This window comes from Nocardioides sp., from assembly GCF_030019515.1.
Classification (GTDB): domain Bacteria; phylum Actinomycetota; class Actinomycetes; order Propionibacteriales; family Nocardioidaceae; genus Nocardioides.
Genome location: NZ_JASEEQ010000002.1, coordinates 313924 through 334712 on the forward strand (window position 1 = coordinate 313924; position 20789 = coordinate 334712).

General features: G+C 71.6%; 22 protein-coding genes. 10 read left to right on the forward strand and 12 right to left on the reverse strand.

Annotated elements, in window-relative coordinates; genetic code table 11:
• Positions 1 to 50 precede the first annotated feature (50 nt).
• A complete protein-coding gene (locus QMC84_RS03900; protein WP_300371969.1) occupies positions 51 to 1328 on the reverse strand; it encodes an NYN domain-containing protein in 1278 nt (425 codons plus the stop codon).
• A gap of 10 nt (positions 1329 to 1338) precedes the next feature.
• Positions 1339 to 1605, reverse strand: coding sequence for a hypothetical protein (locus QMC84_RS03905; protein ID WP_300371971.1), 267 nt, complete (start codon positions 1603 to 1605; stop codon positions 1339 to 1341).
• A gap of 124 nt (positions 1606 to 1729) precedes the next feature.
• Between QMC84_RS03905 and QMC84_RS03910 the strand changes: the two genes are divergently transcribed.
• Genes QMC84_RS03910 through QMC84_RS03920 form a run of 3 tightly spaced genes read left to right on the forward strand, consistent with a single transcriptional unit; the run spans position 1730 to position 4463 of the window.
• Positions 1730 to 3553, forward strand: coding sequence for a DEDD exonuclease domain-containing protein (locus QMC84_RS03910; protein ID WP_300371973.1), 1824 nt, complete (start codon positions 1730 to 1732; stop codon positions 3551 to 3553).
• Complete coding sequence (locus tag QMC84_RS03915; RefSeq protein ID WP_300371975.1) at positions 3550 to 3828, forward strand: Lrp/AsnC ligand binding domain-containing protein; 279 nt, start codon at positions 3550 to 3552, stop codon at positions 3826 to 3828. The genes QMC84_RS03910 and QMC84_RS03915 overlap by 4 nt, the downstream gene beginning before the upstream one ends.
• An 8-nt stretch (positions 3829 to 3836) precedes the next feature.
• Entirely contained in the window at positions 3837 to 4463 is a 627-nt protein-coding gene (locus tag QMC84_RS03920) for a hypothetical protein (protein WP_300371977.1), read from the forward strand.
• A 41-nt stretch (positions 4464 to 4504) separates the two neighbouring features.
• Here QMC84_RS03920 and trpD read toward each other — a convergent pair whose 3' ends face one another.
• From trpD to QMC84_RS03935, 3 genes are read right to left on the reverse strand one after another with little or no spacing between them, the layout of a single operon-like run.
• The gene (trpD, locus tag QMC84_RS03925; protein ID WP_300371979.1) at positions 4505 to 5530 is read right to left on the reverse strand and encodes an anthranilate phosphoribosyltransferase; all 1026 of its coding nucleotides are present in this window, start codon (positions 5528 to 5530) and stop codon (positions 4505 to 4507) included.
• Entirely contained in the window at positions 5527 to 5946 is a 420-nt protein-coding gene (locus tag QMC84_RS03930) for a hypothetical protein (RefSeq protein ID WP_300371981.1), read from the reverse strand. Before QMC84_RS03930 ends, trpD begins: the two co-directional genes overlap by 4 nt.
• 13 nt (positions 5947 to 5959) lie before the next feature.
• Positions 5960 to 6919: a cytochrome c oxidase assembly protein gene (locus QMC84_RS03935; RefSeq protein WP_300371983.1), complete on the reverse strand. Its 960-nt coding sequence runs from the start codon at positions 6917 to 6919 to the stop codon at positions 5960 to 5962.
• A 65-nt stretch (positions 6920 to 6984) separates the two neighbouring features.
• On the opposite strand from QMC84_RS03935, the gene QMC84_RS03940 reads away from it, so the two are divergent.
• The 4 genes from QMC84_RS03940 to QMC84_RS03955 are packed head-to-tail and all read left to right on the forward strand — an operon-like array spanning position 6985 to position 11392.
• Positions 6985 to 7632: a heme-copper oxidase subunit III gene (locus tag QMC84_RS03940; protein WP_300371985.1), complete on the forward strand. Its 648-nt coding sequence runs from the start codon at positions 6985 to 6987 to the stop codon at positions 7630 to 7632.
• Positions 7633 to 7668: 36 nt separating this feature from the next.
• Entirely contained in the window at positions 7669 to 8538 is an 870-nt protein-coding gene (locus tag QMC84_RS03945) for a cytochrome c (RefSeq protein WP_300371987.1), read from the forward strand.
• Positions 8535 to 9641, forward strand: coding sequence for a Rieske 2Fe-2S domain-containing protein (locus QMC84_RS03950; RefSeq protein WP_300371989.1), 1107 nt, complete (start codon positions 8535 to 8537; stop codon positions 9639 to 9641). Before QMC84_RS03945 ends, QMC84_RS03950 begins: the two co-directional genes overlap by 4 nt.
• Positions 9642 to 9643: 2 nt before the next feature.
• On the forward strand, positions 9644 to 11392 hold the full coding sequence (locus tag QMC84_RS03955; RefSeq protein WP_300371990.1) for a cytochrome bc complex cytochrome b subunit: 1749 nt from the start codon (positions 9644 to 9646) through the stop codon (positions 11390 to 11392).
• Positions 11393 to 11721: 329 nt separating this feature from the next.
• Here the strand turns inward: QMC84_RS03955 and QMC84_RS03960 are convergent, their stop codons facing one another.
• The 4 genes from QMC84_RS03960 to coxB form a co-directional block, all read right to left on the reverse strand.
• Positions 11722 to 12930, reverse strand: coding sequence for an Ig-like domain-containing protein (locus QMC84_RS03960; protein ID WP_300371992.1), 1209 nt, complete (start codon positions 12928 to 12930; stop codon positions 11722 to 11724).
• Between the two features lie 103 nt (positions 12931 to 13033).
• Complete coding sequence (locus QMC84_RS03965; protein WP_300371994.1) at positions 13034 to 13432, reverse strand: cytochrome c oxidase subunit 4; 399 nt, start codon at positions 13430 to 13432, stop codon at positions 13034 to 13036.
• Complete coding sequence (gene ctaD / locus QMC84_RS03970; RefSeq protein ID WP_300372334.1) at positions 13432 to 15111, reverse strand: cytochrome c oxidase subunit I; 1680 nt, start codon at positions 15109 to 15111, stop codon at positions 13432 to 13434. The genes QMC84_RS03965 and ctaD overlap by 1 nt, the downstream gene beginning before the upstream one ends.
• 68 nt (positions 15112 to 15179) lie before the next feature.
• Complete coding sequence (gene coxB, locus QMC84_RS03975) at positions 15180 to 16112, reverse strand: cytochrome c oxidase subunit II (protein WP_300371996.1); 933 nt, start codon at positions 16110 to 16112, stop codon at positions 15180 to 15182.
• Between the two features lie 174 nt (positions 16113 to 16286).
• Between coxB and QMC84_RS03980 the strand changes: the two genes are divergently transcribed.
• Positions 16287 to 17423, forward strand: coding sequence for an aminotransferase class V-fold PLP-dependent enzyme (locus QMC84_RS03980; protein ID WP_300371998.1), 1137 nt, complete (start codon positions 16287 to 16289; stop codon positions 17421 to 17423).
• A complete protein-coding gene (locus QMC84_RS03985; RefSeq protein ID WP_300372000.1) occupies positions 17420 to 17668 on the forward strand; it encodes a sulfurtransferase TusA family protein in 249 nt (82 codons plus the stop codon). The genes QMC84_RS03980 and QMC84_RS03985 overlap by 4 nt, the downstream gene beginning before the upstream one ends.
• On the opposite strand, the gene QMC84_RS03990 is transcribed toward QMC84_RS03985, so the two are convergent.
• A complete protein-coding gene (locus QMC84_RS03990; protein ID WP_300372002.1) occupies positions 17652 to 18635 on the reverse strand; it encodes a carbohydrate kinase family protein in 984 nt (327 codons plus the stop codon). The genes QMC84_RS03985 and QMC84_RS03990 overlap by 17 nt on opposite strands.
• A 63-nt stretch (positions 18636 to 18698) precedes the next feature.
• Here QMC84_RS03990 and QMC84_RS03995 point away from each other — a divergent pair, with 63 nt between their 5' ends.
• On the forward strand, positions 18699 to 18947 hold the full coding sequence (locus tag QMC84_RS03995) for a hypothetical protein (RefSeq protein WP_300372004.1): 249 nt from the start codon (positions 18699 to 18701) through the stop codon (positions 18945 to 18947).
• Positions 18948 to 19212: 265 nt separating this feature from the next.
• On the opposite strand, the gene erpA is transcribed toward QMC84_RS03995, so the two are convergent.
• Together erpA and QMC84_RS04005 are read right to left on the reverse strand one after the other, a co-directional pair.
• Positions 19213 to 19575, reverse strand: a complete 363-nt coding sequence (gene erpA, locus QMC84_RS04000; protein ID WP_300372006.1) for an iron-sulfur cluster insertion protein ErpA — start codon at positions 19573 to 19575, stop codon at positions 19213 to 19215.
• A gap of 126 nt (positions 19576 to 19701) precedes the next feature.
• The gene (locus tag QMC84_RS04005; protein WP_300372008.1) at positions 19702 to 20775 is read right to left on the reverse strand and encodes a glycerate kinase; all 1074 of its coding nucleotides are present in this window, start codon (positions 20773 to 20775) and stop codon (positions 19702 to 19704) included.
• Positions 20776 to 20789: the final 14 nt, after the last annotated feature.

A 20789-nucleotide genomic window follows, 5' to 3' on the forward strand; every position in this document is an offset into this window, starting at 1 on the left:
CGACAGCGGCGCCGCGGAGCGCCGCCTCCCGGCGTGTCGCGGGGCGGCTGCTACCGGCCGAGGAGCTCGACCAGCGCCTCGGACGCGATCACCCGGGCGCCTCCACGGGCGACGTCCACGGCCACCGCGCGGTCGCCGGTCACCACGACCACCACCCGGCCCGCGGGCTCGGCGGCCACCAGGTCGCGGAGCACGTCGTCGGCGATCACCCCGCGGGGGCTGAAGAGCACCTTGACGCCGCGCGGCGCGTGCACGAGCGGGCGGTGGTCGGTGTCCGCCGCGTCGAACACCACGGTCGTCTCCGCGCGGGTCCGGGCGACCAGCGGCGCGAGGGCGGTGACCAGGCGGTTGCGCTGGGCCTCCAGCGGCGTCGTGGGCCAGGCCGTCTTGGTCACGTTGTAGCCGTCGATGAGCAGCCGGGCCCGCGGCATCGCGAGGTACTGCTCGAGCAGCGCCGCGCTGGAGGTGCCCAGCGCACCCGCGGCGCTGGGCTCGCGCGTCCCGGCGGCCGCCACGTCGGCCTCCACCCGGTCGCCGGGCGCTCCCGCGACGGGTGGCAGGGCCAGCTCACGACGCAGCCCCGCGGCCGCGTCGACCACGGTGTCGAGGAGCAGCCGCGCCCGCAACGTCGCGTCGTCGCGATCCGAGCGCGCGTCGCGCCGGTCCCGGGCCGCCTCGGCCTCGAGCCGCTCCACCTGCCCGCGCAGCCGGCGGTTGTCCTTCTCCAGAGCCGCGCAGCGCTCGGACGTCTCCGCCTCGGCCGCCTGCTGCGCCCGCACCGCCTCGTCGGCCGTCGCCCGCGCCTCGCGCTCGGCCGCCCGGGCGTCACCGAGCTTGCGCCGCAGCGCGGCGTTCTCGGTCTTGTACTCGTCGACCTGCGAGCGGTGCGCGGCCCGCAGGTCGCGCACCGTCTGCTCGGCGTCGGCGAGCCGCCCGCGGAGCCGCTCGAGCTCGCGGTCGCCGAGGTCCGACCGCCCCGGCCCGGCGCGCTCCGCGACCCGTCGTACGGCGTCGTCCAGCTCGGCCTCCCAGGACTCCGGCCGGGTCAGCCACCGGTGCGCCGCCACCGCCGTCGGGTCGTCCTCGGCGGGCGCGGGCCGGGCCGCGACCTGGGTCCCGACCCGGGCCCGGAAGTCGTCGTCCGCGAGCGCCTCCGCGATCGCGGTCCCACCCAGGCGCGCGCGACGGGCCGGTGCGAAGTCGGCGACCCGGCGTACGGCGGCGGGCAGCCGCGGCACGTCGGGCAGCGCCTCCGCGGTCATCGCGACCACACGGGTGCGGACGGGCTCGGGCAGCTCGGCGAGCGAGCGCAGCGGGGGCTCGGTCACGTGCGGTCCGTCAGCTCGGCCCGGAGTCCGCGCCCGCCGGCTCCTGGACGGGGTGGCGCGGCACCACCTCGATCGCGTCCGAGCGGCCGCACCAGCGGCAGGTCACGGCCTCGATCGCCTCGTCACGGACCTCGGTCTGCTCGACGCCGTGGTCGCCGGCGAGGTCGAAGTGCCAGAACTCCGTGGTCCGCCGGGTGCGGGTGACGTCGAACCGGGTGAGGTTGCCACAGCCCGAGCAGCGCCAGCGGTGGCCGGCGTCGGGGATCTCGAGGGCCATCGCGCTCCTCTCTTGGCTCAGTGGTTCCGGTTCAGCGGTTCTCGTACCTCTCGGGCCACAGCCTATGCCCCGCGCCCCGCGCGTCTCCCCGGGATTGTCGGTGCCCCGATCTAGCGTCGCGATCATGAGCAGCCGCGTCCGAGATGCCGGCTCCCGCTGGGAGTCGCAGCGCAGCTTCGACGAGCTCGGCCGCCCCTTGCGCGACCTCACCTTCTGCGTGGTCGACCTGGAGACCACCGGCGGCTCGGCCGAGGGCGGCTCGATGATCACCGAGATCGGCGCCGTCAAGGTGCGCGGCGGCGAGGTGCTCGGCGAGTTCCAGACCCTGGTCAACCCGCGCACCGAGATCCCGGCCTTCATCGCGGTCCTCACCGGCATCAGCAACTCCATGGTCGCCGACGCGCCGCCGGTGGAGGCCGCGCTCCCGGCGTTCCTGGAGTTCGCCGCCGGCAGCGTCCTGGTCGCCCACAACGCGCCGTTCGACGTCGGCTTCCTGCGCTACTTCGCCGACCAGCAGGGGCGTCCCTGGCCGGCCTTCGAGGTGGTCGACACCGCCCGTCTCGCCCGGCGGGTCGTCACCCGCGACGACGCGCCCAACTGCAAGCTCTCCTCCCTCGCGAAGGCGTTCGGCTCGACGACCACGCCCAACCACCGCGCGCTCTCCGACGCCCGGGCGACCGTCGACGTGCTGCACGGGCTGATGGAGCGGCTCGGCGGGGTCGGCGTGCACACGCTCGAGGAGCTCCAGACCTTCTCCTCCCGCGTCAGCTCGGCGCAGCGCCGCAAGCGCCACCTGGCCGAGGGGCTCCCCCATGCTCCCGGCGTCTACCTGTTCCGCGACGAGCGGGCCCGGGTGCTCTACGTCGGCACCTCCCGCGACCTGCGCACCCGCGTCCGCTCCTACTTCACCGCCTCCGAGACCCGCTCCCGGATGGGCGAGATGGTCGGGATCGCCACCTCGGTCGACGGGATCGAGTGCGCCACCGCCCTGGAGGCCGAGGTCCGCGAGCTCCGGCTGATCGCCGAGCACAAGCCGAGGTACAACCGCCGCTCGCGGTTCCCCGAGAAGGTGCACTTCATCAAGCTCACCCGGGAGCCCTGGCCGCGGCTCTCGCTGGTGCGCCGGGTGCTCGACGACGACGCCGACTACCTCGGTCCGTTCGCGTCGAGGAAGACGGCCGAGAAGTGCCTGGCCGCGCTGCACGAGACGTTCCCCGTCCGGCAGTGCTCCGACCGGCTGCCCCGCGACCCCGCCGCGTCGCCCGGGCGCGCCGCCTGCGTGCTCGCCGAGATGGGCCGCTGCCTGGCCCCGTGCGACGGCAGCGTCGACGACACGACGTACGCCGCCGTCGTCCGCCAGCTGCGCGACACGCTGCTGCGCCGTCCCGACGAGGTCGTCGAGACCATCAACGCCAGGATGGGGGCGCTGGCCGCCGACGAGCGGTTCGAGGAGGCGGGCGTCCACCGCGACCGGCTGGCCGCCTTCGTCCGCGCCGCGGCGCGCACCCAGCGGCTCTCGGCGCTGACCCGGTGCCCCGAGGTGGTCGCCGCGCGCCGCGAGACTGACCCGACGACCGGAAGGCGCGGCCGCTGGGAGGTCCACGTCGTACGCCACGGCCGGCTGGCCGCGGCCGGCGTGATCCCGGCGGGCGCCGACGCGCACGCCTACGTCGCCACCCTGCGGCTGTCCGCCGAGACGGTCGCCAGCGCCCCCGGCCCGGTGCCCGCGGCGAGCGCCGAGGAGACCGAGAAGGTCCTGCGCTGGCTGGAGTCCCCCGGCGTCCGCCTGATCGACGTCGACGGCGAGTGGACCTGCCCGGTGGCCGGCGCGACCCGTCACCTCGCGATCCACGACGCGGTCAACCAGTCCCGGCTGTCCCTGGTCCCCTTCAACGAGCGCCGGGCTCTCGCCACCGTGCACCAGCCCGCGGGTAGGGTCCAGCTGTGATCACCGCCATCGTCTTCGTGAAGGCCGACGTCGCCCGGATCCCCGAGGTGGCCGAGGAGATCGCCGCCCTCGACGGCGTCAGCGAGGTCTACTCCGTCACCGGCCAGATCGACCTGATCGCGCTGATCCGGGTCCGCAACCACGAGGATGTCGCCGCGGTCGTCGCCGACCGGCTCAACAAGGTGCCGGGCGTGAACGCGACCGAGACCCACATCGCGTTCCGGACCTACTCCCGCCACGACCTCGAGTCGGCGTTCTCCCTCGGCCTGGACTGACGCCCGCCGTGGACTGGGTCAGCGACTACTGGCTCGACGCCGTCGGCTGGGGCGGCAGCGCGCTGCTCGTCTACTCGCTCCTGCAGGCGCGGGTGCTGCGCTTCCGCACCATCAACACCATCGGCTGCGTCGTGCTGATCTTCTTCAACGCGATGCTCAGCGTGTGGCCGATGGTGGGGATGAACCTCGTGCTCGCGGTGATCAACGTCTGGTTCATCGCGCGGCTGCTCGGCGAGCGGCACGACGAGGCGGTCTTCGACGTGCTCGAGGTCCGGCCCGACGACCAGTACCTCCGCCACGTCCTGCGCCTGCACGACGAGGACATCCGGCGCTACCAGCCGGACTTCTCCTGGGAGCCCGGCGACGGCCACGAGCACGCGTTCATCGTGATGAAGGGTGACGAGACCGTCGGCGTCGTCGTGCTGCGCCGCGACGGCGAGACGGCGCGGCTGCTGCTCGACTACGTCACGCCGCGCTACCGCGACTTCACCCCCGGTGAGTTCGTGTGGCGCCGCAGCGGGATGCTCACCGCTCTCGGCGTCCACCGGGTGACCACCCCGCAGAACATGATCGGCGCGTACTACGACCACGTCGGGTTCCGCCGCGAGGGCCAGGAGTACGTCCTCGACGTCTGACCCTCGACGGCTGGGTCGGCGCCGGGGCTCCTTCGGGACGGTCAGCCCGCGGTGGCCGCGATCCAGCGGTCGAGCACGGCCGCGGCCGCCCCGCTGTCGAGCGCCTCACGGGCCCGCTCGACCCCCGCGGCCAGCGCCTGGTCGGGCGCCGTGCCGGGCTCGTCGTACACCGCGAGCGCGGCGCCGGCGTTGAGCACGACGGCGTCGCGCACCGCGCCGGTCTCGCCCGCGACCAGGCGCCGTACCACCTCGGCGTTGTGGACGGCGTCGCCGCCGCGCAGCGCGCCGGCCTCGGCCCGCGCGATGCCGAGCCCCGCCGGGTCGACCGTGGTCTCGCGGACCTCGCCGCCGTGCACCCACCAGAGGCGGGACGTGGTCGTCGTCGTCAGCTCGTCGAGACCGTCCTCACCGCGGAAGACCCACGCGTCGACACCCCGCCGGGCGAAGACGCCCGCCATCACCGGCGCCATCCGCAGGTCGGCGCAGCCGATCGCCTGCGCGTGCGCGTGCGCGGGGTTGGTGAGCGGGCCCAGGAAGTTGAACGTGGTGCCGACGCCCAGCTCGCGCCGCGGCACCGCGGCGTACCGCATCGCCGGGTGGAAGGCCGCCGCGAAGCAGAACGTGATCCCGGCCTCCTCGGCGATCTCGGCGACCCGGGCGGCCGGCAGGTCGAGGCGGATGCCGAGGCTCTCCAGGACGTCGGCCGATCCCGACTGGGAGGAGGCCGAGCGGTTGCCGTGCTTGACGACCCGGGCTCCGGCGCCGGCGGCGACGATCGCCGACATCGTGGAGATGTTCACCGACATGGACCGGTCGCCCCCGGTGCCGACGACGTCCAGCAGCCGGCCGGGCACCGAGATCGGGGTGGCCAGGGCGTACATCGTGTCGACGAGGCCACTCACCTCCTCGACGGTCTCGCCCTTGGCTCGCAGCGCGATGGCGAAGCCGGCGATCTGGGCGACGGTGGCATCTCCGGAGAGGATCTCGCCCATCGCCCACGCGGTCTGATCGGCGCTGAGGTCCGAGCCGGCGACGAGCGCGCCGAGGACCTCCGGCCAGCTGCTCACGTGTTCGCGGGCACGTGCGATCGAAGCAGCGACACCACCGTCTCGGCCAGCTGGATCGGGTCCAGCGGGTGGGGTACGGCGGCCTCGGCGCGCGACCACGTCGCGAGCCAGGCGTCCTGGGGCCGACCGGTGAGGACCACGATCGGCGGGCACTGGTAGATCTCGTCCTTGAGCTGCTTGGCGATGCCCATGCCGCCGGCGGGGACCGCCTCACCGTCGAGGATCGCCAGGTCGATGCCGCCGGCGTCGAGGTTCTGGATCACGACCGGCTCGGTCGCCACCTCGACGTACTCGACCTCGGGCAGGTCGAGGTGCGGACGGCGGCCCAGCGCCAGGATGACCTGCTGGCGGGTGTTCACGTCGTCGCTGTAGACCAGCACCCGCAGGGCGGTCCGGGGAGAGGTCGAGTCGGTCACGTCCGTGATGCTACTAGCCGGGGTCGGCCGGGGTGGTGGCCTCCCCGGATGCGGACCGCTCCCGGGCCTCGAGCAGGTCCAGACGGCGGTCCTCGCGCTTGGCCTCCTTCAGCGAGAAGCGCACCCACTGGGTGAACAGCGCGGCGAACAGCGCGAGCGCGACCAGGTCACCCGAGCCCCAGAGGATCCCGCCCGCCAGGTGCTGGTCGGCAGCGGGATCGGGCAGCCAGGCGCCCATCGGGCCGTTGTGCAGGTCGGGGTACCAGGAGCCGCCGAGCAGGTCCTCCTGGCCCATGATCGTGACGCCCAGGAAGGCATGGAAGGGCAGCGTCAGCACCACCAGCAGCATCCGGAACGGGTAGGCGACGCGCCCGGGCACCGGGTCGACGCCGAGGATCGGCCAGAAGAACAGCGCGCCGACGAGCACCAGGTGGACGTGCATCATCTCGTGGACGTACGCCGAGTGCAGGCTCGCGGAGTACCAGCCGGTGAAGTAGAGCGCCCACGGCGAGACGATGTACAGCACGAAGGTCAGCGGCGGGAAGGACAGCACCTTCGCGACCCGCGAGTGCAGCACCATGAGCAGCCAGCGCCGCGGGCGGGCCGGCAGCGTGCGCAGCGCCAGTGTCACGGGCGCGCCCAGTGCGAGCGCCATCGGCACCAGCATCGAGAGCACCATGTGCTGGACCATGTGCACGCTCAGCAGGGTCAGGTCGTAGGTGCCCAGGCCGGAGCCGGTGGCGAACGCGAACGAGCCCATCCCGAGCACCACGAAGGCCAACGTCCGGCCGATCGGCCAGTGGTCGCCGCGGCGGCGCAGGACCAGAGTCCCGTACAGATAGAGTCCCGCGACCCAGGCCGTCAGGACGAAGGACACTGGTTCGAGCGACCACCCGGTCAGGAGGCTGGCGGCGGTGAACCGGGGAAGGTCGCCGGATGCCTCGAGGAGGGTCCCGACCGCGGCTTGGAGCACGGTCTGAACTCTAGGACCATGCAACACGCCCCCCCGGGGTGCCCTCGCGCCCGAGTCACGACATAATGACGCCCGTGGCGACTGCAACCGCGATTCCGGCATCCCGTCTGCACGGGCACCACGACCGACCGAGCATGGTCAGCGTGGGCACGATCATCTGGCTCTCCAGCGAGCTGATGTTCTTCGCGGCACTGTTCGCGTCGTACTTCACGATCCGCGCGGTGAGCCCGGATCTGTGGGCCGAGAACACCCAGCACCTCAACGTGCCGTTCGCCTCGGTGAACACCACGATCCTGGTGCTGTCCTCGCTCACGTGCCAGCTCGGCGTCTTCGCCGCCGAGCGCGGCCAGGTCGGCCGCACCGGCTCGCTCTTCAAGATCGCCGGGTGGGGTCTGCGCGAGTGGTTCGTGCTCACCTACATCATGGGCGCGGTCTTCATCGGCGGGCAGGCCACCGAGTACGCCGAGCTGATCCGCGAGAACATCACGATCCAGGACTCGGCCTACGGCTCCATGTTCTACCTGACCACCGGTTTCCACGGTCTCCACGTGACCGGTGGCCTCATCGCCTTCCTCTTCGTCCTCGGCCGGACCTTCGTGGCCCGCAAGTTCACCCACGAGCAGGCCGTGAGCGCGATCGTCGTCTCCTACTACTGGCACTTCGTCGACGTGGTGTGGATCGGACTGTTCGCGACCATCTATCTCGTCCAGTAGCCGACCCGCAGACCGACCAATCGCAAGGACTGAATTGTGCGTCTCCTGAATCGCTCCGCCGGCCGCCTGTCGCGGCACCGCCGCGGACCGCTCGCCGGCCTCGCCGTCGTGCTGCTCGGCCTGCTCATGACCGGCGGGCTCTACACGGTCTTCTCCCCCGCTCAGGCGGGCTCGGCGGCCGCCAGCGAGGAGCAGATCGCCCAGGGCCGCGAGCTGTTCCTGGTCAGCTGCGCGTTCTGCCACGGTCAGAACGGTGAGGGCATCCGCACCCAGAACGGCAACCAGCTCGGCCCGTCGTTGGTCGGCGTCGGCGCTGCGGCCGTCGACTTCCAGGTCGGCACCGGCCGGATGCCGATGGCCCGTCCCGGCGCCCAGGTGCCGCGCAAGCCGCAGACCTTCAACGACGACGAGATCGCGGCGCTCGCGGCGTACGTCGCCTCGCTCGGCCCCGGCCCGGCGATCCCCGACGAGAGTGACTACAGCGTCGATGGCCTCTCTGACGAGGAGCGCCAGCAGGCGATCACCAACGGCGGCCAGATCTTCCTGACCAACTGCACCGCCTGCCACAACTTCGAGGGCTCCGGTGGCGCCATGCCGCGCGGTGGCTTCGCGCCCCAGATCCGCGGCGTCGAGCCTCGCTACATCTACGAGGCGCTGCTCACCGGCCCGCAGAACATGCCGAACTTCTCCAACGGCAACCTCTCCCCCGACGAGAAGCGCGACGTGATCGCATACCTCGCCTCGCTGGAGGACATGCCCAACTACGGCGGCTTCGGGCTCGGCGGCCTCGGCCCCGTCGCCGAGGGCCTCGCCGCGTGGGTGCTCGGCATCGGCTCCCTGATCGGCGTCGCGGTCTGGATCGCGGCCCACACGACCCGCTCGACGAAGAAGAAGGTGGAGGCGTGAGCGAGAGCCACGACAAGGGATTCGACAGCGGGCCCGGCCACGAGCTCGTGAACGTCCCGGACGAGGCGGTCGTCAACGACCTCTACCCCGACCCGGGCCTCGCCGAGCACCAGTGGCGGCCGACCGACGTCGACCCGCGGGCCGAGAAGCGCGCCGAGCGCCAGGTCGCGACCCTGTTCGGGCTCTCCGCGATCTGCACGATCCTGCTCCTGGTCTCCTACTTCGTCTTCGACATCGGTGACGACCCCGACGTGGTCGGCGGCCTGGGCGCCTCGAACCTCTTCCTCGGCCTCTCGCTGGCCGGCGCGCTGCTGTTCATCGGCATCGGCGTCATCCAGTGGGCCCGCAAGCTGATGGCCGACCACGAGATCGTCGAGGACCGGCACCCGTCGGCCTCCTCCGCGGAGGACCGCGAGGCCACGCTCGCCGCACTGAGCACCGGCCTGGAGGAGTCCGGCATCGGCCGGCGTCCGCTGGTCCGCAACTCGCTGCTCGGCGCCGTGGGCCTCCTCGGCCTGCCCGCGATCGTGTTGCTGCGCGACCTCGGCCCGACCCCCAACCAGGTCAAGAACGCCCAGCCCTACCCCGGCGCCGGCTTGGAGAACACCATCTGGGAGAAGGGCATGCGCGTCGTGCGCGACGTGGTCGGCACGCCGATCCGCCCCGCCGACCTCCAGCTCGGCGACCTGGTCAACGCCGAGCCCGAGGGCATCTTCAAGAGCCCCGAGGACGGCAAGCCGCTCGAGGGCCTCGCACTGCAGGTCAACAAGTCCAAGGGCGCGGTCGTCGTGGTCCGCATGGAGCCCGACGAGATCACTCCCGGCGACGGCCGGGAGAACTGGTCGGTGGACGGCATCGTCTGCTACTCGAAGATCTGCACCCACGTCGGCTGCCCGATCTCGCTGTACGAGCGCACCACCCACCACCTGCTCTGCCCGTGCCATCAGTCGACGTTCGACCTGGCCGACTCGGCCAGGGTCGTGTTCGGCCCGGCCGCACGGCCGCTGCCCCAGCTGCCGCTGATGGTCGACGACGAGGGCTACCTCGTGGCGCAGAGCGGCTTCACCGAACCTGTGGGACCGAGCTTCTGGGAGCGTGGCTGATCATGGACACCAGCAAGGTCGCCAAGAGCAACGCCACCACGGCGGCGACGACGAAGGGGCCCAACCGGGCCGGCGCGGCCGCGACCTGGGCCGACGAGCGCCTCGGCCTCGCCACCGCGATGAAGAAGAACCTGCGCAAGGTCTTCCCCGACCACTGGTCGTTCATGCTCGGCGAGATCGCGCTGTGGAGCTTCGTCGTGCTGCTCCTCACCGGTGTCTTCCTGACCCTGTGGTTCACCCCGAGCATGGGCGAGGTCCAGTACAACGGGTCCTACGACCAGCTCCGCGGCATCCACATGTCCGAGGCCTACGCGTCGAGCCTGCGGATCTCCTTCGACGTCCGCGGCGGCCTGCTGATGCGCCAGATGCACCACTGGGCCGCGATGCTGTTCGTGGCCTCGATGATGGTGCACCTGCTGCGCGTGTTCTTCACCGGCGCGTTCCGCAAGCCGCGCGAGCTGAACTGGGTGATCGGCTGCCTGCTGCTGATCCTCGGCACCCTCGAGGGCTTCACCGGCTACTCGCTGCCCGACGACCTGCTCTCGGGCACCGGCATCCGCGCGGCGGACGGCTTCGTCAAGGCGACCCCCGTGGTCGGCAGCTACATGTCGTTCTTCATGTTCGGCGGCGAGTTCCCCGGTGAGTCGATCATCCCGCGTCTCTACACCGTCCACGTGCTGCTGATCCCCGGCCTGCTGCTGGCGCTGATCGCGGCCCACATGCTGTTGCTCGTGTACCACAAGCACACCCAGTGGCCCGGCCCCGGCCGCACCGAGAGGAACGTCGTGGGCTACCCGATGCTCCCGGTGTACGCCGCCAAGGCCGGCGGGTTCTTCTTCATCGTCTTCGGCGTCACCGCCCTGCTCGGTGCGCTGCTGACCATCAACCCGGTGTGGAAGTACGGCCCCTACGACCCGTCCAAGGTCACCGCGGGCTCCCAGCCCGACTGGTACATGGGCTGGCCGGACGGCGCGCTGCGCATCATGCCCGGCCTCGAGTCGCACTTCTGGGGCATCACGATCAGCTGGAACGTGATGCTGCCGATCCTGGTGCTGCCGGTGGTCATGTTCACGATCCTGCTGCTGCTGCCGTTCCTGGACGCCTGGATCACCGGTGACAAGCGCGACCACCACCTGCTGGAGCGGCCGCGCAACGCTCCGACCAGGACCGCCCTGATGGTCGCCCTGATGACCATGTATGGCCTGTTCTGGATCGCCGGCGGCAACGACATCATCGCGATCCAACTGCACGCGAGCATCAACCAGATCACCTACTTCCTGCGGGTCGCGGTGTTCGTGGGCCCGGTGATCGCGTTCGTGGTGACCCGGCGCTGGTGCATCTCGCTGCAGCGCAAGGACAACGAGATGCTGCTGCACGGCTACGAGACCGGCGTCATCATGCGCTCCCCGGAGGGTGGCTACTCCGAGAAGCACCTGCCGCTGCCGGCCACCCGGGCCTACGCGATCGCCTCCCGCGACCGCGACCCGGTGCTGGAGGACCACCAGCACACCCAGGACGCCAACGGCGTCCCGGCACCGAGCGGCGGTCGCCTCCAGGCGCTGCGGCACCGGGTGCGCACGCTGTGGTACGCCGACAACGTGCAGAAGCCGAGCCCGGCGGAGCTCGAGGAGGGCCACCACCACGCCGAGCACGAGCATGAGCTCCAGGCGTCGGTGGAGGGTCAGGCTGCCGACGGCCACCAGTTCGATGGCCACCACCTGGTCGAGGACGAGGGCCTGCGCCACCACTGAGCCCCCCGGTCCGGGGTAGCCCCGACCACGCCGAGGCCGCCCGGCTCCCAACGGAGTCGGGCGGCCTCGCCGCATCACCTCCGCCGAGTCGGCGCATCTTGCCCGCCCAGCCCCGCCGAGTCGGCGCATCATGCCCGCCCAGCACCGCCGAGTCGGCGTATCTTGATCACCGCCGCCTGACAAGCGGCACACCGCTGGGAATCCGTGAGCAAGACGCGCCGACTCGAGCCCCCACCGCGGGCAAGACGCGCCGACTCGAGCCCCCACCGCGGGCAAGACGCGCCGACTCGAGCCCCCACCGCGGGCAAGACGCGCCGAGTCGGGCTGGGTCAGCTGAGGGCGGAGCCCTGGCGGTACTGCTGGAAGGACTCGTTCCAGTCGCCGTAGCCGTTGGTCAGGGTCATCGGCTTGTCGGTGCCGGTGTACTCGACGACGTCACCGCGCCGCGACATCGCGTAGAGCCAGCCGGCGTCGGCGGTGCTCAGGCCGGTGCAGCCGTGGGAGACGTTGGCGTGTCCCTGGGAGGCGACCGACCACGGCGCGGCGTGGATGAACTCACCGGAGTAGGTCACCCGCATCGCCCACTGCACGTCGTCGATGTCGTAGGCCTCCGAGCTGTCGGCCGGGATCCCGACCGTCTCGGAGTTCATCCGCTTGACGGGGAACTTCTCGATGATGACCTTGACCCCGGAGCGCGTGGTGAAGCCCGGCTTGCCGGTGGTGGTCGGCAGCGTGCGGAGCAGCTTGCCGTTGCTGAAGACCTGCAGCTGGTGCGTCTGGGCGTTCACGCGGTAGACGTGGGCGTCGCCGACGTGGAAATCGAGCTCGCGGCTCTCCTGGCCGTAGATCCCGTGGCCGGCGGGCACGCTGTTGACGTCGATGTCGACGTGGACGTCCGCACCGGCCTTCCAGTACGACTTGGGGCGCCAGTGCGCCTCGGTGTCGCTGATCCAGTGCCAGGCGCCCGGCTGGCTGGGTGAGGACGTGACGTCCATGTGCTTCTCGAACGCCGCCTTGTCGGTGACCGGGAGGTCGAAGGTGACGATCACCGGCATGCCGACGCCGACCGTCTCACCGGCCAGGGGCGCGACCGACGGGTAGGTCTGCTCGTCGAGGGTCAGGTCCTGGGTGCGGAACCTGGCGGTGCGGCTGACCTGGGTGCCGTCGGCCTTCCGCGCGACGGTCTTCATCGTGTACGCCGTACCGGGCTCGAGCCGGCCGGTCGCGACCCAGCGCGCGCCGTCGGCCTGCACCTGGCCGGGGATCTTGCCCGCCGGCGAGGACACCGCCACGGAGTCGATCGAGCCGCCCTTGGCCTCGACCGAGAGCTCCCGGTCGACCGGGACGTCCGTGGCGCCCTTCTCGACGCTCGACACCAGTCGCAGCGCGGGCGCCTTCTCGGAGGCCGTCGCGGTCGGATCGTCGCCCGCCAGCGCGGAGGCGCCGGGGAGGTCGTTGGACTGGCAGGCCGAGAGCGTCAGCGCGGCGGTCAGCGCGAGGGCTGCGGCCGCGCCCGAGCGCGGACGACTCTGGGACATGCTGGACTCCCCGTGACGAGCGTGCGTGTGATCCGGTAACCAGCCTAACCGGCACCACCCACGGCGCCCGATTCGACGCGGCGCCGGGGTGCGTGGGTGGGCGTCAGTGGGCGTGGGCGCCGCGGTAGTACTCGAAGATCCAGCCGCTGAGAGCCACGGCGCCGAGGACGACGCCGATGATCAGCAGCCACCAGGCGGCCAGGGCGACGGCGTAGACGATCGTGCTCAGGGTCAGCGCGCACCACAGTGGCCACCAGGAGTACGGCGGGAAGAACCCCAGCTCGCCCGCGCCGTCGGCGATCTCGCCGTCCTTGCGGTCCTCGGGCCGCGGGTCCATCTTGGCGGCGTGGAACCCCAGGTAGACGGTGATCATGCCCGCCAGCAGCATGGTCATCGCCAGTGCGGAGGTGCCGGTCCAGTCCTCGGACATGAACCAGTACACGGGGGTGATCAACGCGAAGAAGATCCCGACGATCGCGAAGATCCAGGCCTCGGCCTTCATCAGACGGTGTCCTCCGGGTCGTTGTCCAGGCGGTCGCGCAGCATCTCCTCGCGACCCTCCATGTCGGGTGCGTCGGCCCGCGCGCCGACGCGCGCGGCCTCGTTGTCCTCGAGCTCGATCGCCGCCACCTCGGGGTGGTGCAGGTCGAAGGCCGGCGACTCCGACCGGATCCGCGGGATCGTCACGAAGTTGTGCCGCGGCGGCGGGCAGCTCGTCGCCCACTCGAGCGAGCGGCCCCAGCCCCACGGGTCGTCGGTGTTGACCAGCGGTGAGCGGCGCGAGATGTAGACGTTGTAGAGGAACGGCAGCGTGGAGGCCCCGAGCAGGAACGCGCCGATCGTCGAGACCTGGTTCAGCGTGGTGAAGCCGTCACCGGGCAGGTAGTCGGCGTACCGGCGGGGCATGCCCTCGACGCCGAGCCAGTGCTGGACCAGGAACGTCGTGTGGAAGCCCACGAACAGCAGCCAGAAGTGCAGCTTGCCGAGCCGCTCGTCGAGCATCCGCCCGGTGAACTTCGGCCACCAGTAGTAGAAGCCCGCGAACATCGCGAACACCACGGTGCCGAAGACCACGTAGTGGAAGTGCGCGACCACGAAGTAGGAGTCCGTGACGTGGAAGTCCAGCGGCGGGCTGGCCAGGATCACGCCGGTCAGGCCACCGAAGAGGAACGTCGTCAAGAAGCCGAGCGACCACAGCATGGGGGTGTCGAACGAGACCGATCCGCCCCACATGGTGCCGATCCAGTTGAAGAACTTGACTCCGGTCGGCACCGCGATCAGGAGGCTCATCCCCGAGAAGAACGGCAGGTTGACCGCACCTGAGGCGAACATGTGGTGCGCCCACACCGAGATGGACAGGAACCCGATCCCGAGGGTGGCGCCGACCAGCCCGATGTAGCCGAAGACCGGCTTGCGGCTGAAGACCGGCAGGACCTCGGTCACGATGCCGAAGAACGGCAGCGCGATGATGTAGACCTCGGGGTGCCCGAAGAACCAGAACAGGTGCTGCCAGAGGATCGCGCCGCCGTGCGAGGTGTCGAAGACGTGGGCACCGAGCTGGCGATCGGCCTCGAGCGAGAGCAGCGCGCCGCCGAGGACGGGGAAGACGACGAGCGCGAGCAGGCTGGTGACCAGCGTGTTCCACACGAAAATCGGCATCCGGAACATCGTCATGCCGGGTGCACGCATGCAGATGATCGTCGTGATGAAGTTGACCGCGCCCAGGATGGTGCCGAGACCGGCCATCCACAGGCCCATGATCCACAGGTCGCCGCCGACGCCCGGCGAGCGGACCGCGTCGGAGAGCGGCGTGTAGGCGAACCAGCCGAAGTCGGCGGCGCCGGACGGGGTGAGGAAGCCGGACGCGGCGATCAGCCCACCGAACAGGAACAGCCAGTAGCTGAGCATGTTCAGGCGCGGGAACGCGACGTCGGGAGACCCGATCTGGATCGGCATGATCACGTTGGCGAAGCCGAAGAACAGCGGCGTCGCGAACAGCAGCAGCATGATCGTGCCGTGCATCGTGAACAGCTGGTTGTAGACCTCGTCGTTCACGACCTGCATGCCCGGGAAGGCCAGCTCCGAGCGGATCAGCATGGCCATCACGCCGCCGATCAGGAACCAGGCGAACGACGTGCCCAGGTAGAGCTTGCCGATCACCTTGTGATCGGTCGTCGTCATCAGGTGCGCGAGCTGCTGACCCAGCGGCGGACGTGCCGCGATCGTGGTCGACGGCGCAGCGGTGGCGGTCACTGGGCGTCCTCCTCGGACTGGTCGCCGGAGTCGAGTCCGGCCTGCGTGCTGGCGTACTCGCCGCCCAGCAGCGGCGCCTGCGAGGTCGCACCGGCGTCCTCGAGCTGCTTGAGGTAGGCCTGGTAGTCGTCGACGCTGACGACCTTGACGTTGAAGAGCATCCGCGAGTGATAGACGCCGCAGAGCTCGAAGCACTTGCCGGCGAACTCGCCGGTCCGGGTCGGGGTGATCTCGTAGTGGTTCACGCGGCCCGGCACGACGTCCATCTTCAGCAGGAACGCCGGGACGCTCAGGTCGTGGATGACGTCGGGCGAGTGCAGGTTGAACCGGGTCGTCTCGCCGACCGGCAGCACGAGGGTCGGGATGTAGGAGCCGGTGCCGGCCTCGTGGACGTAGGAGGCGTACGGGAACTCGGCGTCGGTGGCGTCGTCGTTGGCCGAGGCGTCCTGCTCACCGATGCCGTAGTTGAAGGTCCACGACCACTGCTGGCCGACGACCTCGATCGTGTTGTCGACCGGGAGGTCGTCGTCGAGGATGGTGTTCTGGACGTTGACCGTGTGCGCGAAGAAGACGATCACCATGATGATCGGCACGATCGTGTAGAGGATCTCGAGCGGCAGGTTGTAGCGGGTCTGGACCGGGATCTCGGCCTCGCTGCGCCGGCGGAACCGCCAGATCGAGTAGAAGATGAGGCCCCACACGACGACACCTGTCACGAGGGCCGCGATCCAGGCGCCCTGCCACAGGTTGAGCACGTGCTCGCCCTGCTCCGACGCGGGGTCGGGCATCGCCAATCGCTTCCACTCGCCCTGTGTCTCGGACGAGCAGCCACCCAGCACCAGCACGCCCACGCCGAGCGCCGCCAGGGGGGTCACCCGACGGGCGGTCCCGCGGCCACCGGCGGCGCGCTTGGGGAGTTGCAGACTCAACGCCTGAGCCTCTCTCTCAACGAACACGGATAAGCCGAACACTAGCGGAATCCCGGGACCTAAGACCCGGTGGGGGGCCTCTGTCCAGGGCTGAGTCCCAGGACTTTGTACCCGGTCGGAGCCGGTGCCGGACCCGGCCTGCGAGCCGCGGCCGGGCCGGATAGGTTCGGACACGTGACCAGCGCAGACCCCTCGGGCGCTCCGCGGCGCCCGGTCTACCTCGACTCGGCATCCGCCGAGCCGCTGCACCCGGCGGCTCGGGACACCCTGCTCGCCGCGCTGGAGCGGGGGTACGCCGACCCGCGGCGGCTGCACGGACCGGCCCGCGACGCCCGCCTCCTGCTCGACAACGCCCGCGCCGTCGTCGCGGAGTGCCTGGGGGTGCGTCCCGACGAGGTCACCTTCACCTCCTCGGGCACCGACGCCGTCCACCGCGGCCTCCTGGGCCTGGTGCGTGCCTCGCGTCGCGGCGACGGGGTCGCCTACTCCACCGTCGAGCACTCCGCGGTGCTGCGGGCGGTGTCGTGGGGTGGCACAGCGCACGAGGTCGGCGCGCGGCCGGACGGGCGGGTCGACGTCGGCGCCCTGCTCGAGGCGGCCGGCGACGGGGTCGGGGTCGTCGCCCTGCAGAGCGCCAACCACGAGGTCGGCACGGTCCAGCCGGTCGCCGACCTCCGCCTCCCGGACGACGTACCGGTCTTCGTCGACGCCTGCGCGTCGATGGGCCGGCTCCCGCTCCCGGACGGCTGGGACGTACTGGCCGGGTCCGCGCACAAGTGGGGCGGCCCGGCCGGGGTCGGGGTGCTGCTGGTGCGCAAGGGCACCCGCTGGCTCAACCCGTTCCCCGGCGACGACCGGATCGACGAGCGGGCCGACGGCTTCGAGAACGTCCCGGCCGCGCTCGCGGCCGCCGCAGCGCTCCAGGCGGTGCTCGCCGAGCGCGACGCCGTCAACGCCCGGCAGCGCGCCCTGGTCGACCGGATCCGCGCCGCCGCGGCGGCGATCCCCGACGTCGAGGTCGTCGGCGACCCGGTCGGGCGGCTCCCCCACCTGGTGACCTTCTCCTGCCTGTACGTCGACGGCGAGGCGCTGGTCACCGAGCTGGACCGGCGCGGGTACGGCGCGGCCAGCGGCTCGGCGTGCACGTCCTCGACCCTGACCCCGAGCCGGGTGCTGGAGGCGATGGGGGTGCTCACCCACGGCAACCTGCGGGTCTCGCTGACCCGCGACACCACCGATGAGGACGTCGACGGCTTCCTCGACGTGCTGCCCCACGTGGTCCGCGACATCCGCGCCGTGGCGGGCCTGTGAGCACGCCCGTGGACCTCGAGCTGGACTGCCGCGGGATGCTCTGCCCGCTGCCGGTGATCGAGCTCGGCAAGCGGATCGGCGAGGTCCCCGCCGGCGGCCTCGTCGCGGTCGTCGCCGACGACGTCGCCGCCCGCACGGACGTCCCGGCGTGGTGCCGGATGCGCGGCCAGGAGTACGTCGGCGAGGAGGCGGCCGCGGACGGCACGCCCCGCTACGTGGTGCGGAGGGTCAGCCCACGGCCTTGAGGTGCGCGGCCACCTCGTCGGCGGCCGCCGCGCCGTAGGAGTGCTCGACGCGGGCCAGGAACTGGCTGGGCGTGAACGAGTACTCCTGGGTGCCGACCGTCTCGACCACGTACGCCGCGAGCACGCACCCGACCTGGGCGGACCGCTCCAGGCCCACGCCCCAGGCGAGCGCCGCGAGGAAGCCGGCACGGAACGCGTCGCCGACACCGGTCGGCTCGACGGCGACCACGTCGCGCGCGGCCGGCAGCTCGATGGTCTCCTCGCCCGCCCGGCTGATCCGCACGCCGTCCTTGCCGAGCGTCGTGACCTGGGTGCCCACGTGGGAGAGGATCTCGTCGGCCGACCAGCCGGTCTTCTGCTCGATCATCGCCGACTCGTACTCGTTCGAGAACAGGATCGCCGCGCCGTCGATCAGCTTGCGGATCAGCCCGCCGTCGCTGAACGCCAGCTGCTGGCTCGGGTCGGCGATGAACGGGTAGCCCCGCTGCCGGCACTCGTCGGTGTGGCGCAGCATCCCGTCGGGGTCGTCGGCGCCGACGAGGACGTAGTCGGGCTCCCCCACCCGGGCCACGATCGGACCCAGCTCGATCAGCCGCGCCTCGCTCATCGCGCCGGGGTAGAACGACGCGATCTGCGCGCCGGTCGGGTCTGTCGTGCAGACGAACCGCGCCGTGTGCCGGGTGTCGGAGATCCGCACGTGGCCGCAGTCCACGCCGTGCCGTTCCAGCCAGGAGCGGTAGTCGGCGAAGTCCTCGCCGGCCGCACCGACGAGCACCGGCCGGACCCCGAGCTGACCGAGCCCGAAGCACATGTTGGCGGCCACGCCCCCGCGCCGGATCTCGAGGTCCTCCACCAGGAAGGACACCGAGAGCTTGTCCAGCTGGTCGACCACCAGGGAGTCGGCGAACCGGCCCTGGAAGCTCATCAGGTGGTCGGTTGCGATGGAGCCCGCGATCAGCAGCGACATGGCGCGAACACTACCGATCGGTACCGCTGCCGTTGCGCACCAGGAGCGCGTAGCGTCGATCCCATGACCGACCAGCCGCGCGCCCCCCGACTCGCGTACGACGACCCCGCGACCCCCGAGGAGATGCGTGCCGACTGCCGGGCCGCCGGCGAGAACCTCCGCCTGGAGCGAGCCGCCCGCGCGGTCGCCCGCCCCGCCCCGTCGCTCTACTTCGAGGACTACCCCCGCGAGCTGCCCAAGCGCGACATCGAGATCTCCGCGGCCGCCGCCCGCCTGGCCGGCGCGCTGAACCTGCAGCTCGACGGCGACTGATCGGGACCGCGCCAGCGGGCCCGATGATGGTGGTCGAGCAACCGCCGCGACTGAGCTCGCGAAGTCGCGACGCGCGGGTCGAGACCCCGTGAGGTGCCCGCCGACCTCGAGCAACAGATCAGCCCCGGACCCATGGGTCCGGGGCTGATCTGTTCGTTCAGGCTGCTTCTCGGCTCGCCGGGTCTCGGCACGCGCCATCTGACGTCGCAGGCTCAGTCAGAGCGCTTGCGCGACCACCATCATCGAGTCCGCTGACGCGTCCTCGTCAGTGGAAGCTGTCGCCGCAGGCGCAGGAGCCGCTGGCGTTCGGGTTGTCGATCGTGAAGCCCTGCTTCTCGATGGAGTCGACGAAGTCGATCATCGCGCCGTTGAGGTACGGGACGCTCATCCGGTCGACGACGACGGAGACGCCGTCGAAGTCGGTGACGACGTCGCCGTCCAGGCTGCGCTCGTCGAAGAACAGCTGGTAGCGCAGGCCCGAACAGCCGCCAGGCTGCACGGAGATGCGCAGCGCGAGGTCGTCGCGGCCCTCCTGCTCGAGGAGGCTCTTCACCTTGGCGGCCGCCACGGGGCTCAGGTTGATCTGATCCGTGCGGTGCTCGGTGGTGGTCTCGACCTGCTCGGTCATCGGCGATTCTCCCAAGGTCGGTGGAAGGGTTGTTACCGGCTCAATGGTCGCACACGGCCGGTTATTCCGGTCATCGACGTGACTATTCCGGTCGTGGAGCAGGTCGCTGTGCTGTCACTGGTCCGGTCACTGGCGCGACCAGGTCCGCGCGACCCGCTCCGCGAGGTCGGCCAGCGCGCCCGCCGGATCCGCGAAGGCCCGCTCCTCCCCCACCAGCTCCACGAGGGAGTACGCCGACTCGATGCCCAGCGCCCGCATCTCCCGCGAGCCGACGAGGACCTTCCCGGCCAGTGCCACGCACGGTCGCAGCGCCTCCATCGCGATCTCCGCCACGCCGTAGGGCACCTTCCCGGACCGACTGGAGAAGTCGAAGGCCCCCTCGCCGGTCACCACCAGGTCGGCGGCACGCGCCCGCTCGGCCAGCCGGACGGCGTCCGCGACCAGTCCGATGCCGGGCTCCCGGGTGCCGCCGAGGAGCAGCAGCGCGAAGCCGAGACCTCCGGCCGCCCCCGCGCCCTTGTCCAGGGAGGTGCGCCGGTGGGTGGCCGCCGCGAACTCCTCGAGCCAACCGTCGACGAGCGGCAGCCGCTCCTCCGCCACGCCCTTCTGCGGGCCGTAGACCTTGGTGGCGCCGAACAGGCCGGTGAGCGGGTTGTCCACGTCGGTGGCAGCGACCAGCGGCAGCGCGAACTCCGGCAGCGTCACCCGGGCGACGCCGGCCAGGCCCGCGACCCCGGCGTCGAGCGGTCGGTCCGCCGTCGCGCCGAGCGCGGCCAGCAGCCCCGCGCCGCCGTCGTTGGTGCCGCTCCCCCCGAGCCCGACGACCACCCGCTCCGCACCCGCGCCGGCGGCCGCGAGGAGCAGCTCCCCGACGCCGTACGTCGTCGCCGACTCCGCACCCTCCCGGCCGGTCAGGTGCACGCCGCACGCCTGCGCCGCCTCGACGTACGCCGTGCTCCCGGCGAGCAGCACCGTGGCGGGTGTGGGCTCGCCGTGCGGCCCGCGGACCGTCACCGCCAGCAGCTCCCCGCCGAGCGCCGCGTGCAGCACGTCGACGAAGCCCGGTCCGCCGTCGGCCATCGGCGCCAGGTCCAGCTCGTCGGCCGGCGCCCGCCGGCGCCAGCCGGCCGCGATCGCGTCGGCCGCCTCGACGGCGGTCAGCGTTCCGGCGAACTTGTCGGGGGCGACCAGGATGCGCATGCCGCCATCCTGTC

What these genes read in the sequence shown, in the direction of transcription:
- erpA (WP_300372006.1), bottom strand. Translation starts at nt 19,575, where the DNA reads ATGACCGAGCAGGTCGAGACCACCACCGAGCACCGCACGGATCAGATC.
- QMC84_RS03995 (WP_300372004.1), top strand. Translation starts at nt 18,699, where the DNA reads ATGACCGACCAGCCGCGCGCCCCCCGACTCGCGTACGACGACCCCGCG.
- ctaD (WP_300372334.1), bottom strand. Translation starts at nt 15,111, where the DNA reads ATGACGACGACCGATCACAAGGTGATCGGCAAGCTCTACCTGGGCACG.
- QMC84_RS03990 (WP_300372002.1), bottom strand. Translation starts at nt 18,635, where the DNA reads ATGTCGCTGCTGATCGCGGGCTCCATCGCAACCGACCACCTGATGAGC.
- QMC84_RS03905 (WP_300371971.1), bottom strand. Translation starts at nt 1,605, where the DNA reads ATGGCCCTCGAGATCCCCGACGCCGGCCACCGCTGGCGCTGCTCGGGC.
- QMC84_RS03965 (WP_300371994.1), bottom strand. Translation starts at nt 13,432, where the DNA reads ATGAAGGCCGAGGCCTGGATCTTCGCGATCGTCGGGATCTTCTTCGCG.
- QMC84_RS03940 (WP_300371985.1), top strand. Translation starts at nt 6,985, where the DNA reads ATGACGCCCGTGGCGACTGCAACCGCGATTCCGGCATCCCGTCTGCAC.
- QMC84_RS03910 (WP_300371973.1), top strand. Translation starts at nt 1,730, where the DNA reads ATGAGCAGCCGCGTCCGAGATGCCGGCTCCCGCTGGGAGTCGCAGCGC.
- QMC84_RS04005 (WP_300372008.1), bottom strand. Translation starts at nt 20,775, where the DNA reads ATGCGCATCCTGGTCGCCCCCGACAAGTTCGCCGGAACGCTGACCGCC.
- QMC84_RS03960 (WP_300371992.1), bottom strand. Translation starts at nt 12,930, where the DNA reads ATGTCCCAGAGTCGTCCGCGCTCGGGCGCGGCCGCAGCCCTCGCGCTG.
- QMC84_RS03955 (WP_300371990.1), top strand. Translation starts at nt 9,644, where the DNA reads ATGGACACCAGCAAGGTCGCCAAGAGCAACGCCACCACGGCGGCGACG.